The sequence below is a fragment of the Streptomyces sp. 11-1-2 genome (genome assembly GCF_003595545.1).
GTDB lineage: Bacteria > Actinomycetota > Actinomycetes > Streptomycetales > Streptomycetaceae > Streptomyces > Streptomyces hygroscopicus_B.
This window is the reverse complement of the sequence record NZ_CP022545.1, coordinates 4,585,773-4,599,022: the sequence shown is the minus strand read 5'-3', so window position 1 is coordinate 4,599,022 and position 13,250 is coordinate 4,585,773. Positions and strand designations below refer to the sequence as shown.

General features: G+C 70.5%; 13 protein-coding genes. 6 read left to right on the top strand and 7 right to left on the bottom strand.

Annotation, left to right across the window (positions count from 1 at the left end; genetic code table 11):
- Positions 1 to 199: 199 nt before the first annotated feature.
- Positions 200 to 3,091 (top strand): glycoside hydrolase family 48 protein, encoded by a 2,892-nt coding sequence (locus tag CGL27_RS19055; protein ID WP_119988759.1) that lies wholly within the window; start codon positions 200 to 202, stop codon positions 3,089 to 3,091.
- A 92-nt stretch (positions 3,092 to 3,183) separates the two neighbouring features.
- On the opposite strand, the gene CGL27_RS19050 is transcribed toward CGL27_RS19055, so the two are convergent.
- From CGL27_RS19050 to CGL27_RS19035, 4 genes are all read right to left on the bottom strand, one after another.
- Positions 3,184 to 4,080, bottom strand: coding sequence for a glycosyltransferase family A protein (locus tag CGL27_RS19050; protein ID WP_237298932.1), 897 nt, complete (start codon positions 4,078 to 4,080; stop codon positions 3,184 to 3,186).
- A gap of 113 nt (positions 4,081 to 4,193) precedes the next feature.
- On the bottom strand, positions 4,194 to 4,583 hold the full coding sequence (locus CGL27_RS19045; RefSeq protein ID WP_205587718.1) for a hypothetical protein: 390 nt from the start codon (positions 4,581 to 4,583) through the stop codon (positions 4,194 to 4,196).
- Between the two features lie 40 nt (positions 4,584 to 4,623).
- The gene (locus tag CGL27_RS19040) at positions 4,624 to 7,083 is read right to left on the bottom strand and encodes a glycosyltransferase (RefSeq protein WP_119988757.1); all 2,460 of its coding nucleotides are present in this window, start codon (positions 7,081 to 7,083) and stop codon (positions 4,624 to 4,626) included.
- Positions 7,084 to 7,404: 321 nt separating this feature from the next.
- Complete coding sequence (locus CGL27_RS19035; protein WP_240450556.1) at positions 7,405 to 9,000, bottom strand: N,N-dimethylformamidase beta subunit family domain-containing protein; 1,596 nt, start codon at positions 8,998 to 9,000, stop codon at positions 7,405 to 7,407.
- 121 nt (positions 9,001 to 9,121) lie between these two features.
- On the opposite strand from CGL27_RS19035, the gene CGL27_RS19030 reads away from it, so the two are divergent.
- A complete protein-coding gene (locus tag CGL27_RS19030) occupies positions 9,122 to 9,394 on the top strand; it encodes a hypothetical protein (protein WP_119988754.1) in 273 nt (90 codons plus the stop codon).
- An 82-nt stretch (positions 9,395 to 9,476) separates the two neighbouring features.
- Positions 9,477 to 10,226, top strand: a complete 750-nt coding sequence (locus CGL27_RS19025; protein WP_119988753.1) for a Clp protease N-terminal domain-containing protein — start codon at positions 9,477 to 9,479, stop codon at positions 10,224 to 10,226.
- Here CGL27_RS19025 and CGL27_RS19020 read toward each other — a convergent pair.
- A complete protein-coding gene (locus CGL27_RS19020; protein WP_205587717.1) occupies positions 10,204 to 10,689 on the bottom strand; it encodes an STAS domain-containing protein in 486 nt (161 codons plus the stop codon). The genes CGL27_RS19025 and CGL27_RS19020 overlap by 23 nt on opposite strands.
- 112 nt (positions 10,690 to 10,801) lie before the next feature.
- Between CGL27_RS19020 and CGL27_RS19015 the strand changes: the two genes are divergently transcribed.
- Entirely contained in the window at positions 10,802 to 11,161 is a 360-nt protein-coding gene (locus CGL27_RS19015) for a helix-turn-helix domain-containing protein (protein WP_078641583.1), read from the top strand.
- 56 nt (positions 11,162 to 11,217) lie between these two features.
- Complete coding sequence (locus CGL27_RS19010; protein WP_119988750.1) at positions 11,218 to 11,595, top strand: MerR family transcriptional regulator; 378 nt, start codon at positions 11,218 to 11,220, stop codon at positions 11,593 to 11,595.
- A gap of 44 nt (positions 11,596 to 11,639) precedes the next feature.
- Here CGL27_RS19010 and CGL27_RS19005 read toward each other — a convergent pair whose 3' ends face one another.
- Positions 11,640 to 12,254: a hypothetical protein gene (locus CGL27_RS19005; RefSeq protein WP_119988747.1), complete on the bottom strand. Its 615-nt coding sequence runs from the start codon at positions 12,252 to 12,254 to the stop codon at positions 11,640 to 11,642.
- A 166-nt stretch (positions 12,255 to 12,420) separates the two neighbouring features.
- Here CGL27_RS19005 and CGL27_RS19000 point away from each other — a divergent pair, with 166 nt between their 5' ends.
- Positions 12,421 to 12,612 carry a hypothetical protein gene (locus tag CGL27_RS19000; RefSeq protein ID WP_078641580.1) on the top strand — a complete coding sequence of 64 codons (192 nt, stop codon included), beginning with the start codon at positions 12,421 to 12,423 and terminating at the stop codon, positions 12,610 to 12,612.
- 74 nt (positions 12,613 to 12,686) lie between these two features.
- On the opposite strand, the gene CGL27_RS18995 is transcribed toward CGL27_RS19000, so the two are convergent.
- Entirely contained in the window at positions 12,687 to 13,046 is a 360-nt protein-coding gene (locus CGL27_RS18995; protein ID WP_346345736.1) for an ATP-binding protein, read from the bottom strand.
- Between the last annotated feature and the right edge of the window lie 204 nt (positions 13,047 to 13,250).

Genomic DNA, 13,250 nt, shown 5'->3' with positions numbered 1-13,250 from the left:
ACCTCTGAGCAGCCGGTGTTGTTCAAAGACTTGACACCTCATCAGCCTGATATGAACCTTGGGAGCGCTCCCACTGGTTCGCACTTTCCCCCACCACCCGCACGAACCGCGAGGAGGTCCCCCGATGCGCGTACAGCGTGGCTCGCCCTTATCCGGCGCACGACTTTCAGGGGCACGGCTCTCAGGGGCACGACGACGCATGAGACGGCTGGTGACCGCCCTGGCCGCCGCGCTCTCGCTCCCCGTGGCCATGACCGCGGCGGGCGGCGCCGCCCCCGCGCACGCCGCGGCGGTCCAGTGCGGGGTCGACTACAAGACCAACGACTGGGGCTCCGGCTTCACCGCCGACCTCACCCTCACCAACCCCGGCGCCGACGCCATCGACGGCTGGACCCTGACGTACGACTACGCCGGCGACCAGAAGCTGAGCAACGGCTGGAACGGTAGCTGGTCGCAGTCCGGCAAGACCGTCACCGTCACCAACGCGGGGCACAACGCGAAGATCGCGGCCGGGGGCAATGTCACCACCGGCGCCCAGTTCACCTACAGCGGCACCAACGCCGCCCCCACCTCCTTCGCCGTCAACGGCGTGGCCTGCCGGGGCGCCCATCAGCCGCCCATCGCGGTGCTGAGCAGCCCGTCCCCCGGCGCCGTCTTCACCTCCGGCGGCACCGTCCCGATGACGGCCACGGCCGCGGCGGCCGACGGGGCGACGATCACCAAGGTCGAGTTCTACAGCGACACCAAGCTCCTCGGCACCGACACCACCTCCCCGTACGCCTTCGACCACCAGGACGTCCCGGCGGGCGACTACTCGCTCTATGCCAAGGCGTACGACAGCCAGGGCGCCTCGGCCGAGTCCACCCCCGTCGGCATCCATGTGGCGGGCGGCCCCACGCTGGTGGCGAGCCCCGGTCAACTCGGGGTGCAGCAGGGCAAGAGCGGGACGTTCGGCGTCAAGCTGTCCACCAAGCCGTCCGCGAACGTCAGCGTCTCCGTGGCCCGCACCTCGGGCAACACCGGGCTGACGATCTCCTCGGGCGCCACCCTCACCTTCACCCCCGCCAACTGGGACACCGCCCAGCAGGTGACCGTGGCCGCCGCCAACAGCGGCACCGGCGCCGCCACCTTCACCGCGACCGCCGCCGGCCACACCAAGGCCGAGGTCACCGTCACCCAGCTGGCCGCCGCGAAGGTCTACGACGCCCGCTTCCTGGACCTCTACAACAAGATCACCGCACCGTCGGCGGGCTACTTCTCGCCCGAGGGCGTTCCGTACCACTCGGTGGAGACCCTGATCGTCGAGGCCCCCGACCACGGCCATGAGACGACCTCCGAGGCGTACAGCTATCTGATCTGGCTGCAGGCGATGTACGGCAAGGTCACCGGCGACTGGGCCAAGTTCAACAACGCGTGGGACATCATGGAGAAGTACATGATCCCCACCCACGCCGACCAGCCCACGGGCGGCTTCTACAACGCCTCCAAGCCGGCCACCTACGCGCCCGAATGGGATCAGCCCTCCCAGTACCCCTCCCAGCTCAACGGCAATGTGCCGGTCGGCAACGACCCCATCGCCGCCGAGCTGAAGAGCGCGTACGGCACCGATGACATCTACGGCATGCACTGGATCCAGGACGTCGACAACGTCTACGGCTACGGCAACGCGCCCGGCAAGTGCGAGGCGGGCCCGAGCGACACCGGCCCGAGCTATGTCAACACCTTCCAGCGCGGCCCGCAGGAGTCGGTCTGGGAGACCGTGACCCAGCCCACCTGCGACGGCTTCAAGTACGGCGGCAAGAACGGCTATCTGGACCTGTTCACCGGCGACGCCGCCTACGCCAAGCAGTGGAAGTTCACCAACGCCCCCGACGCCGACGCCCGCGTCGTCCAGGCCGCTTACTGGGCCTCGGAGTGGGCCAAGGCGCAGGGCAAGGGCGGCCAGATCTCCGGGAACATCGCCAAGGCCGCCAAGATGGGCGACTATCTGCGCTACGCGATGTACGACAAGTACTTCAAGAAGATCGGCAACTGCGTCGGCGAGACCGGCTGCGCGGCGGGTAATGGCAAGAACAGCTCCCACTACCTGCTGTCCTGGTACTACGCCTGGGGCGGCGCCACCGACACCTCCGCGGGCTGGTCCTGGCGCATCGGCTCCAGCCACGCCCACGGCGGCTACCAGAACCCCATGGCGGCCTGGGCCCTCAGCTCGTACGCCGACCTCAAGCCCAAGTCCGCGACGGGCGCGAGCGACTGGTCCACCAGCCTCAAGCGCCAGCTCGAGTTCTACCGCTGGCTGCAGTCCAGCGAGGGCGCCATCGCGGGCGGCGCCACCAATAGCTGGCAGGGCCGCTACGCCACGCCGCCGTCGGGCACGTCCACCTTCTACGGCATGTACTACGACGAGAAGCCGGTCTACCACGACCCGCCGTCCAACCAGTGGTTCGGCTTCCAGGCATGGTCCATGGAGCGGGTCGCGGAGTACTACAACCGCACCGGCGACGCCTCCGCGAAGACGGTCCTGGACAAGTGGGTCAAGTGGGCGCTGTCCAAGACCACCGTCAACGCCAACGGCACCTACCAGATCCCGTCCACCCTCCAGTGGTCCGGCCGGCCCGACACCTGGAACGCCTCCAGCCCCGGCGCCAACGCGAGCCTGCACGTCACCGTCGCCGACTACACCAATGATGTGGGCGTGGCGGCCGCGTACGCCAAGACCCTGTCCTACTACGCCGCCAAGTCCGGCGACACCCAGGCCAGGGACACCGCGAAGGCGCTGCTGGACGGCATGTGGAACAACTACCAGGACGCCCTCGGCATCGCGGTCCCCGAGTCCCGCGCCGACTACAACCGCTTCGACGACCCGGTCTACGTCCCCAGCGGATGGACGGGGACCATGCCGAACGGTGACAAGATCGACGCCGGCTCCACCTTCCAGTCGATCCGCTCCTTCTACAAGAACGACCCGGCCTGGTCGAAGGTCGAGGCGTATCTGAAGGGCGGCGCGGTGCCCAGCTTCACGTACCACCGGTTCTGGGCCCAGGCGGACATCGCGCTGGCGATGGGGTCGTACGCGGACCTCTTCGAGTAGCGGCACACGCACGAACAGCGGCACACACCTCCCGGGACGCGCCACCCGGGACGCGGGGCGGGGCTCCACCAGGAGCCCCGCGCTCGCTGCTCTCAGACGGGCACCGGGTCGTTCCGTTCGGCCAGTGCCCGCTCCAGCCGCTGGATGTGACGGTGCTGCAGCCGCGCCGAGCGCTGCAGCGTCATGACCACCCGCAGAAACTGGTCCATATCGGCCGCCCGGGTGAGGATGTCGTCGGGCACCCGATCATCGGCCAGGCACTCCCGCTCGTCCTGGGCGAGCACGGCCTGTGCCCAGGCCAGGGTGACCGGCTTGAACATCGTGGGGTGGCCCGCCACGATCCTGGCGCGGACCGCCAGGTCGTTCTCGGCCGCCTCCACATGCAGTCCGTCGTCCTTGTTGCGCGCCCCGAACAGCGCGTCGTGGAGGTGATGGGCCGTGAAGCCGCGCTCGGCGCAGGCGATCCAGAAGTCCCAGTCCTCCCCGGCACGCATGTCCTCGGCGTAGCCGCCCACCGTCTGCCACACCTCGCGGCGGTAGAGCGAGCAGTAGAACATGATCAGCCGCCGCAGCAGCAGGTCCTTGTCGTAGGCCGGGAGCTGCAGCGCCTGCGCGGGCAGTCCGTCGTCGGTGAAGACGGAGACGTCTGTGGAGACGATGGCGATGTCCGGCCTTTGGTCCAGCACCGCCACCGTACGCTCCAGCATGGTGGGGGCGATCACGTCGTCGGCGTCCAGCGGCAGTACGTAGCGGCCGGTGGTGGCCGCGATGCCCGCGTTACGGGCGGCCGAGACACCCGCGTTGGCCTGGCGCAGCAGCCGGATGCGCCGATCGGGGTGGTCGGCGATCAGCGACCGGGCGACCGCCGCGGTGTCGTCGGTGCTGCCGTCGTCGACCACGACGAGCTCCCAGTCCGGGTGGGTCTGGGCCAGCACGCTGTGCACCGCCTGCGGCAGGTAGTGGCCGTAGTCGTGGCAGGGGATGACCACCGAGACCAGGGCAGGCGAGCCGCACCCCTCGGACGGCGACGCCGACGACGCTGCGGCCCCCGGGAGGCATCCAGCCTCCAGGGGGCCGCGTTCCGGGCCGGAGGGAGCCGAGGTCATCGGAGCCCGTTGCCGTACCGGCTTTGCCCGGACCCGCCGGGCTGGGCCGCCTTGGACCTCGGTTGGCCGGAGACGGCGATGTTGGCGCAGTGCGAGCCCGTCCCGGAGCCGCCGGGGGGAACGACGATGGTCACGTTGGCCGAGGTGCCGACGGTGGTGTCGCAGTGGTTCTGCTGCACCACGCCGTGCGGGTCGCCGAAGATCTGCGCGAAGTTGAGGCAGTGCGACCCCGCCCCCGGCCCCGAGACGCCCACCCCGCGCTTGGAGTCGCAGTCGTTGACCTGCTGGGTGGCGTTGTCCCAAGAGAGCGCGCCGGCGTCGCCCCCGCCGAAGGCCACTGCCCCGGCCGCCGCTGTCACCAGCGCCGCCGTCTTGCCGATGTTCATGTGATTCTCCTCCTCTTCGCAGAGACCTGCGGACGCCTGGCTAACGACGCTCGACGCCACGGGCTTCGCTCTCGGTGGCGGCTTCACCTGCCTGGCTCAGCGGGCCACCACCCGGGTGGGCGGGGTGCACCACTTCCACCCCGGGCAGCGCCCAGCACGTGACGCCCATGTCCTGGGCCAGTGCGGCCAGCCCCTCGGTCTCGATGAGCCGCCGGTAGGGGACGGCCGGGAACACCAGCCCGTCGCGGTGCAGATCGGCGTGGACCAGCAGGGCCGTACCGCCGACCGCGTCGACGCGGACCCGCTCGTGCCCGCGCAGCTCGTCGAGATAGCTGCGGGCGAATCCCTTGGGCGGCTGCAGGATCCCGTCCCGGAGCCATCGGTCCCAGTCCAAAGCGCCGGCGTCCGGGTGCAGGACGAAGGTGTTGAGGTCGAAGCTGGGCCCGCCGGGCTCGGTGACGCAGTGCGCGGTGACGATCTCCTCACGCGCGCCGAGCAGCCGCTGGACGAGGTCGGCCGGATGGTCCGTCACATCGACGTCGAGCCACAGGACCCACCGCTCGTCCGCGAGCGCGCGCGACAGGAGGTGGTTACGGGCCATGGCCAGCGCCGACCGCCGCTGCCGCTGGACGCTCCGCTCCCAGCGCGGCCCGGTGAGCCGCAGGCCGAAGTGGCGTCGTACGAGGGTGACCCGCCGGAAGTCCGCCTCCAGCGCGGGCAGGGCGTCCTGGAGGGCCTGCCAGGTGCCGTCACGGCTGTCGCCCTCCAGCAGGCCGACAGAGAGCGCGTCGCGCGGGTGGTCGAGAGCGCGCAGGTTGTCCAGGTAGCGGGGGAGGAAGGCGGCGGCGTCCTTGAGGGGGGTGAGGACGAGCAGCGGCGGGTGCCCGTCCGCGTCCGCGTGTACGTACACGGGGGCGGGCCGTCTGGCGTGAGGGACGCGCGCCGACGGGTCGGGGGTGTTCTCCGCGGTGTCTTCCGCGGTGTCTTCCGCCTCCGGGACATCCGCCGAGTCGAGGGGCAGCCGCGCCGCCATCGCGTGCACCTGGTCCACGTAGGCGCTCCCCGTGGACCACACCTGGGTCGCGGCGTCGAAGAGGCTCGTGAAGTGCGGCTCGTCGAAGGTGTTGGCCCCGTGGAACACATAGGTGTAGAGCTCCGGCGCGTCCAGGGACACCGTCCGTCCGCCGCGCACCACGGCCTCCGCGACCGGGGAGTCCTCGCCACGCCGCAGCTGGGGATAGCGGGGAAGTGCCTCCTTCGCGCAGAGCATGGAGCCCTCCCACACCCGTACCCCGGAGATCGCCATCGTGCGGCGAGCGGGCCACCACAGCCGCTCCCGGGCCAGGAAACACGCCGTGGCATCCAGCGCGAGAACCGCCGCCAACTGCACTTCGATCCGCTCCGGGTCGTACAGGTCGTCGTCGTCCCACTGGCACACGTAGGACCCGGTGGCCAGGTCCACGGCGATGTTGCGCAGCTCGCCCAGCGTCCGCCCCTCCGGTGGCAGCCGGTGCAGCCGGATCCGCTCGTCGGCGAGGTCTCGTACGTGGTCCTCGATGGCGCCGTCCGCGCCGTCGTCGACCACGACCAGCTCCGCGCGGGAGTAGGTCTGGGCGAGGAAGCACCGGATCGCCCGCTCGGCCAGCGGCAGCCGGTCCTTGGTCACCATCAGACAGGACACCGTGGGCGCGGGCGAACCCGCGGCCCAGCGCCTGCGCTGGGCGTCGAGGTCGACCAGGCCGTGGGCGCAGGGCTGCAGATCCTGGCTCGTCCAGAAGCTGACCTGGCGCCTGGTGGAGACCCCCGTTGCCCCGGAGTCCTCCCGGTCCCAGCTGCCCGACCAGTGGTGCACGGCATGCGCCCGGTCCAGGTCCACCTGCCGCGGCCCGAACAGCTCCGCCGCGGCCGGGCTCAGCTTGGGGTACAGGACGTCGGCCTCCAGTAGCGTGGGGGAGCAGCCCTCGGGGGCGCTGTCGACCGCGCGCGTGAGGAAGAACGGGCCCGTCGCGCCCAGCGGGTCGGACAGGGTATGGGCGCCCACCAACTGCCGGTGCGCATGAGACCAGAACGGATGGCCGGGCCGCGACGCCATGAACGCGTTGCAGACGATGCGCCGCATACCGTTCCGGCGGCTCCATGGCAGCCGGGCGTGCTCCCCCGGTTCGAGACCGAGGACGAGCTCCTTCCCGGAGAGGAGCCCGGTCACCGGGCGCAGGCACTCGAAGTCCATGTCGACGTACAGCCCGCCGAAGTGGTCGAGCAGGAAGTAGCGGATCGCGTCGGCCCGTTTGATCGGCTCGGGATAGCCGTCGTAGACGGGCAGGAACCACGCGTAGTGCTCCTCGAGGAACGCGCGGTTGTCCTCGTCCGTCCACAGCCGGTACTCCCAGTCGGGGTGGTGCCGGCGCCAGGACTCCGACCAGGTCCGCCATTCGTGCGGTACGTCCGTGTTCTTCCAAGTCTGGTGGATCAGGGGTGCGATTCCCCGCTTCTCGGGCATCTGTGCAGTATGTTCGCGGGTCGTGTCCACCGGCGGGCGGCGCGAGAGGGGAACATCGCCCGTCCGGCCCAGCGCGCGCGTCGGACCGGGCGGGAAAGGTACTGCTGGCGGCGGTTGGCCGAGTCAGGACAACGGCACCGAGAACAGCACTCGTTCGGTACCGACCCGGTGTTCGGCCGCAAAGCAACATTCGCACGATGGTGGTATGCGCTTCGTTTCCAGTATCGCGTCACCTTGACGCCCGGCCAGCGCATCCGTGCTGCCAGGGGCCGTGCTGTCCCTGCCCTGCATGCCAGTCCGCCCCGCCAGGGAGAACGCGCGTCACGCCCGCACGCGTGAAACCCCGGGGTACACGGCGGCCACGTTGTCCGTCGGCTTCGGCCGGTGCTCCGCGCAGGGGCCCGCCGCGAAGGCGCGCAGCAGATTCTCCGTGGTGCGGGTGACGAAGGCCCTGGTGCGTGCGTCCATCCCGTGATCGCGCCCGTTCTCATGGGTCCCCGCCATCAGGGCCTCCACCCAGCGCATCGTCCCCGAGGCGAAGACCCCCGCCCCGCTCGCCACGGTGTAGTACGCGGAGTCCGAGTGGCTGTGCCGCCCCCGGCAGACCAGGGGGGAGTGGGCGATGATCCGCAGCGGCGCCGGGGTGGGATAGCCCGGGGTGACCCGGTCGTACTCCACACCCACCAGATGGTCGAAGGAGTCGCCGTCGTCCACCCCGGCCCCGGCGAACAGCCAGTGGCCGCTGTCCAGGACGACGTACGGGGCGTCGGTCGGGTAGCCCTCGTAGAGGACGCCGGTCAGCGAGGACTCGGGATCGGGCGCGGGGGGCTGACGGAAGTCGGTGGTCGCCAGGTCGCGATGGTTCACCAGATACGGGTCATCCCGGTAGGCGGTCTTGTAGCAGACCACGGTGCGCGCGGGGGCACCGCCGGGGCCGGGCTCCAGCCGGATCCGGCGGAAGCAGGTGTTGGCGCCGAGGAAGGCCAGATTGGTGCCGTCGTCCCGGGCCCGGGTCACGTACCGCCGCTGCTGCGGGCTCCAGTACTCGTCGTGACCGAGCGACAGGGCGGCCGAGGCGCCCTTCAGCACGGCCGGTCGCAGATGGACGTCCACGCCCGTGGTGTACGCGAGCGGAAGGCCCAGCCGTTCGGCGAGGACCACCAGGGCCCGCTCGTAGACCAGGAACTTCTCCGCCCCGCTTTTCGCGTACGGCCGGTCGAAGCTGACGGCCAGCGAGCGGCTCCCGTACGCACCGTCCCGGCCCTGGTAGAGGCTGTAGCCGCCCCAGGTGTTGTACGCCTGCCAGGTGGCCGGTGCGTGCATCAGCAGCGTCCGGCCCCGCGCCTGCCGTGAGCGCACGATCAGCGGCACATAGCGCTGATGGCCGTTCGAGGCGTCCAGCCGCAGCAGATACGCGCCCTCCGGCCAGTTCCGGGCGCGTATGCGCAGTGAACGGTCCCAGTCGGCCCGCACCGTGCGGGTGGCGTCGAGAAACAGGGGCACGCCTTGCTTTCTGCCGTCCACCCGGCCCGACCGCCACACCAGCCGCGCCTGCGCCCCGCCGTACCAGCCGATCCGGTAGGCCGATACGCGGAAGGCGGGGGCGGTGGTCGACACATGGAGGCCGACCTCCTCGTCGGGCAGCACGCTCACCTGGTCGGTATAGCCCTCGATGGCGTCGGGCGGCCCCGTCGAGCGGATGCGCCAGTCGGCACTGCCCGGCCGGGCCCGTTCCGCCTCCTCCGCCTGGCGCGCGGCGTCGGCGCGACGGGAGGGGCGGGCGCGGTGGCCATCGCGTCCGGAGGAGTCGCAGCCCGTCGCGGCCACCCCGGCGGCCCCGGCACCGGCCGCCGCCGCGGCCCCGAGGAAGCCCCGGCGGACCAGCCCGCCGGTTGTGCGGCCCTGTTCTCCGTCCACCGGATCATCGTGGGCCGCGCCGCGGACGCGGGCGAGCCGGTGCGGTCCGACGGAGTATCCGGCCGCGCGGTCCGGCGCCTCCGAGGTGCGGCGTGGGGGCGCGGGGAGCAGCCTGGGACATATGACGGAATCCCAGGCGCCGCGCATTCACCGGCCTCCGATCGTGGTGCTCGGCGTGCAGCAGAACGACCCCCCGTACCGTCTGGTCGAGATCGCCGGTGAGCTGGCGGGCAAGGCGCACTCGGTCCTGGACGTCATCGAGATCGCCCGGGAGGTGGGTCTGGACGATGTCGATCTGGACGATCCGGATGTGGTCCGGTGGGTGGGCGGCGACAAGTTCACCTGGACGTCGTTCTGGCCCCCGCATCGGTCGCACCACGAGCACCGCGGCTAGGCGGGCCCGCGGGCGGCTCGAGCTTGGATTCACTGTCAACCCGACGTTGACACCCTGCGGAGTGTCAACCTATGGTTGACGCATGACGAAACCAGTCGGACTCAGTCATCCCGTACGCCTCGACGATCTGATCGAGGCCATCAAGAAGGTCCACACCGACGCCCTCGAGCAGCTCACCGACGCGGTGATCGCCGCCGAGCACCTCGATGAGGTGGCCGACCACCTCATCGGTCACTTCGTGGACCAGGCCCGCCGCTCCGGCGCCTCCTGGACCGACATCGGCAAGAGCATGGGGGTGACGCGGCAGGCGGCCCAGAAGCGCTTCGTCCCCAAGGCGCCCGGCGAACCCTCGGACCTCGACCCCAGTCAGGGCTTCAGCCGCTACACCCCACGGGCGCGGAACACGGTGATGGCGGCGGCGAACGAGGCCCGCGCGGCCTCCAGCGGCGAGGTGCGCCCCGAGCACCTGGTCCTGGGCCTCCTCCATGAGCCGGAGGGCCTCGCCGCGAAGGCGATCCTCGCCCAGGGCGTCCTGCTCGACACCGTCCGCCAAGCGGCCACCGAGGCCCTTCCCCCGGCCGCCGAGGAGGTGCCCGAGCTCATCCCGTACGACGCGGGCGCCCGTAAGGTCCTGGAGCTCACCTTCCGCGAGGCGCTGCGGCTGGGCCACAACTACATCGGCACCGAGCACATCCTCCTGGCCCTCCTCGAACACGAGGACGGCGCGGGCCTGTTGACCGGCCTGGGCATCGACAAGGCCACCGCCGTGGACACCCTCACCAAGGCACTGACCCGAATCGCGGAGGCCATCAAGGACGAGATGGAGGGGTGATCGAGCGCCCCTCGACGGCCCAACGGCGGGGGTGCGGCGGCCGGAACAGCGAAGCTGTGCCGGTCAGGCCGAGGACTCGCCCGACCGCGCGACTCGGGGAGCGGACGATGACCGTCTTGCCGTGTGCGAGCGCCTCGCGGCGAAGCCTCAGCAGTGCGTTGAGCCCCGAGCAGTCCCAGAACCTCACCGCTCTCAGATCCACGTCGACGCCCTCGGCGGAGGCGTGGAGGGCCGTGTGCAGGGCGGCGGACACGGCGGGGGCGGTCTCGTAGTCCACTTCCCCCCGGATCACGACAACCTTCCGGGGTCCCTCCTGGTAGCTGTCGGTGATGAGGGCGGACGGGGGCGTGGACGCGGGCCGCGACGGCGTCGGCCCGACCGTCGCCCCGAGTGCCGCATCGTGTGCGGGCCGGTACGGAGAGCGATGCCCGGGCTCGGGCGTGGAGACGTCTCGGGCGTGCATCTGTCTCTGTCTCCCCTCAAGTCGTCCCACCGGCATCACACGACTTGCTTTACACGAAGCATAATTCATGTGTCCAGATGCGTCATCATCGCTTCGGCAATATCATGAGCGCATGGGAGGAGTGCCTGAATCGCACACTGGGTGGACGTTCCTGACGAACCACGCCCGCGTGCTGGCCGCGATCGCCGACGACGCGAACGTGCGGATCCGCGACATCGCCGCACACTGCAGGCTGACGGAGCGCGCCGTCCAAAAGATCATCGCCGACCTGGAGCAGGACGGCTATCTGTCCCACACCCGTGAGGGGCGCACGAACACGTACCGCATCGAGCCGGGGAAGGTCCTGCGCCACCCGGCCGAGGCCGGACTCCCCGTGGCCTCGCTCCTCTCCCTGCTCGTCGAGGACGAGGCCCGGCGCAAGAACGCCGACGGGCCGATCGGCGGCGGGAACCCGAACCCGACAGCGCACTGACGCTCCTGCCCTCGACTACTCTGAAACGACCCTTGACGTCAGAGGTAGGAGTCACGGTGCGCATCGGCGAACTCGCCGCCCAGGCCGGCGTCAGTGTGCGAGCGCTGCGCTACTACGAGGAGCAGCACCTGCTCACCTCGGAGCGCAGCCCCAGCGGCCAGCGCCACTACCCGGACACCGCGGTCGCCCACGTTCTGATGATCCAGTGCTTCTACGCCGCGGGCCTGTCCAGCAAGGCCATCCGCGAACTCGTCCCCTGCATGCACACCGGCGTCGCCACCCCCTCCATGCGCGCCCGCCTGACCTCCGAACGCGACCGTATGAACGCCCAGATCGCCGACATGGCCAAGGCCCGCGACCACCTGGAGGCCCTCATGACCGCGGCCGACGGCATGGTCGACGGCGAGATCCGGTGCGCCCCGCTCAGCGCTTGATCCACCGTAGCGGCGGCGCGGGAGCAGGCAGGGCAGACGGCCGGTCAGCGGCGGGCGCCGCGGGGGCCGCTCCCGCCGTGGTAGCCGAGTTCGAGGTAGCGGGCGCGGGTACTCCAGGAGCCGAGGTCGGGCGCGTTGGCCAGGACGTCGTGCCAGTGCGAGTCGCCGGAGGCCGCCTTACCGGAACGGCCCCCTGAGCCATGCGCGGGGCGCACGGCCCAGAGCCGCACCCCCGACCGCGCCTCGGACTCGCGGACCGGCTCCCACAAGCCCACCGAAAACATCCCGGCGAGCTGGTGCATGGCGATGAAACTGGCTATGCCCCCTTCGGGATCCGTGGAGTCCGGGCGCTCGGTGAGGGCGTGCCACAGGAAGTACGGGTTCGGTAGCCGCACATCGGGCTGGAAGCGGTAGACGAGCCGCACCAGTCTGATCGAGCCGATGCGCGGCAGCTTTATCCGGCTGAGCGGGACGACCTCGCGCTTCCCGCCGGTCCAGGTCAGCGTCTTGTTGCGGCCCATGTAGCCGGGCTCGCTGTAGACCGTGGCGTGAAGGCGTTCCCTGCGATCGGGCCGCCGGTTGTGCACCATGCCCGCGCCGACGATGGCGCCGCCCACCGAGGCCAGGCCCGCCAGGAGAATTCTGGTCTTGCGCTTCATCGGAACGCGACACCTCGCTTCTGACGGGACGACCGCCTTCATCATGTGCCACGCCGAGGAGAACCTTCATGGTTCCTTGCATCCCGCAACCCGGCCCAACTCGGCCACGTCTATCCCTGGTGAGACGGTCACGAGGACCGTAAGAACGAATGCAGGGGTAGGGAACATGACTGTTCTGGTGCTGCTCGGCGCCTTGGCACTTGCCATCGGCGGATGCGCGTGTGTGGTGTGGGCCGAACGCGGCGGGCCCCGCTGGGCCCGCGTCGTGGCGACCGTGACGCTTGCCGTGGGGGAGCAGTTGCGGCGCTCCCGGAAGAACCGGCGCCGAAGCCTGAACCGGACCAGCGGTGACGGTTGACCAGGGTTCCCCTGGATACAAGGCGGTGAGGCCACGCGGACGGCCGTGCTGCGGGTGCTCGGCGCTGCGGATGATCAATCGCACTTCAGCTCACCCCAGACCTGCTTGCCCCAGCGGTACCGGTCCGTCCCCCATCGGTCCGTGAGGGCGTCGACCAACAGCAGCCCCCGGCCTCGGGTGTTGTCGCCGTTCGAGTCCGTCCGCAGATAGGGAACGTTGCGGGACCGATCCACGACGCCGAGGCGGACGAACTTCTCGGACGGTCGGGTGACGACGACCCGGATCGACCTCAGACGGGCATGGTCGACGGCGTTGGAGACCAGCTCGGTGATCACCAGCGCGGCGTCCTCGACCAGGTCCTCCTGGCCCCAGGCGGCCAGTGCGGTCCGCACCAGCTTGCGGGCGACCTCTGCGCTCTCCGGTGCGCGGCGCATGGTCTGGGAGTATCCGGGGTGCCCCGTGGGGCGAGGTGTAGCGGTCACGGACATCAGGACCTCAGTGGGTGCGAAGTGAGCGGCCTTGTCCGAGTGAACGACGGCTCGCCGCACGAGAGGAGGAAGTGTCGCCCCCGTGTGCAAACCGCCCAGCCGGAAATTTCTGGTCGACTCCCCTCACGGAGGGGGCTCTCATGGCTACGG

Bases quoted from the DNA above. Each gene is read 5' to 3' on its own strand.
- CGL27_RS19055 (WP_119988759.1), top strand. From the start codon at position 200: ATGAGACGGCTGGTGACCGCCCTGGCCGCCGCGCTCTCGCTCCCCGTG.
- CGL27_RS19045 (WP_205587718.1), bottom strand. From the start codon at position 4,583: ATGAACATCGGCAAGACGGCGGCGCTGGTGACAGCGGCGGCCGGGGCA.
- CGL27_RS19040 (WP_119988757.1), bottom strand. From the start codon at position 7,083: ATGCCCGAGAAGCGGGGAATCGCACCCCTGATCCACCAGACTTGGAAG.
- CGL27_RS19030 (WP_119988754.1), top strand. From the start codon at position 9,122: ATGACGGAATCCCAGGCGCCGCGCATTCACCGGCCTCCGATCGTGGTG.
- CGL27_RS19025 (WP_119988753.1), top strand. From the start codon at position 9,477: ATGACGAAACCAGTCGGACTCAGTCATCCCGTACGCCTCGACGATCTG.
- CGL27_RS19020 (WP_205587717.1), bottom strand. From the start codon at position 10,689: ATGCACGCCCGAGACGTCTCCACGCCCGAGCCCGGGCATCGCTCTCCG.
- CGL27_RS19015 (WP_078641583.1), top strand. From the start codon at position 10,802: ATGGGAGGAGTGCCTGAATCGCACACTGGGTGGACGTTCCTGACGAAC.
- CGL27_RS19005 (WP_119988747.1), bottom strand. From the start codon at position 12,254: ATGAAGCGCAAGACCAGAATTCTCCTGGCGGGCCTGGCCTCGGTGGGC.
- CGL27_RS19000 (WP_078641580.1), top strand. From the start codon at position 12,421: ATGACTGTTCTGGTGCTGCTCGGCGCCTTGGCACTTGCCATCGGCGGA.
- CGL27_RS18995 (WP_346345736.1), bottom strand. From the start codon at position 13,046: ATGCGCCGCGCACCGGAGAGCGCAGAGGTCGCCCGCAAGCTGGTGCGG.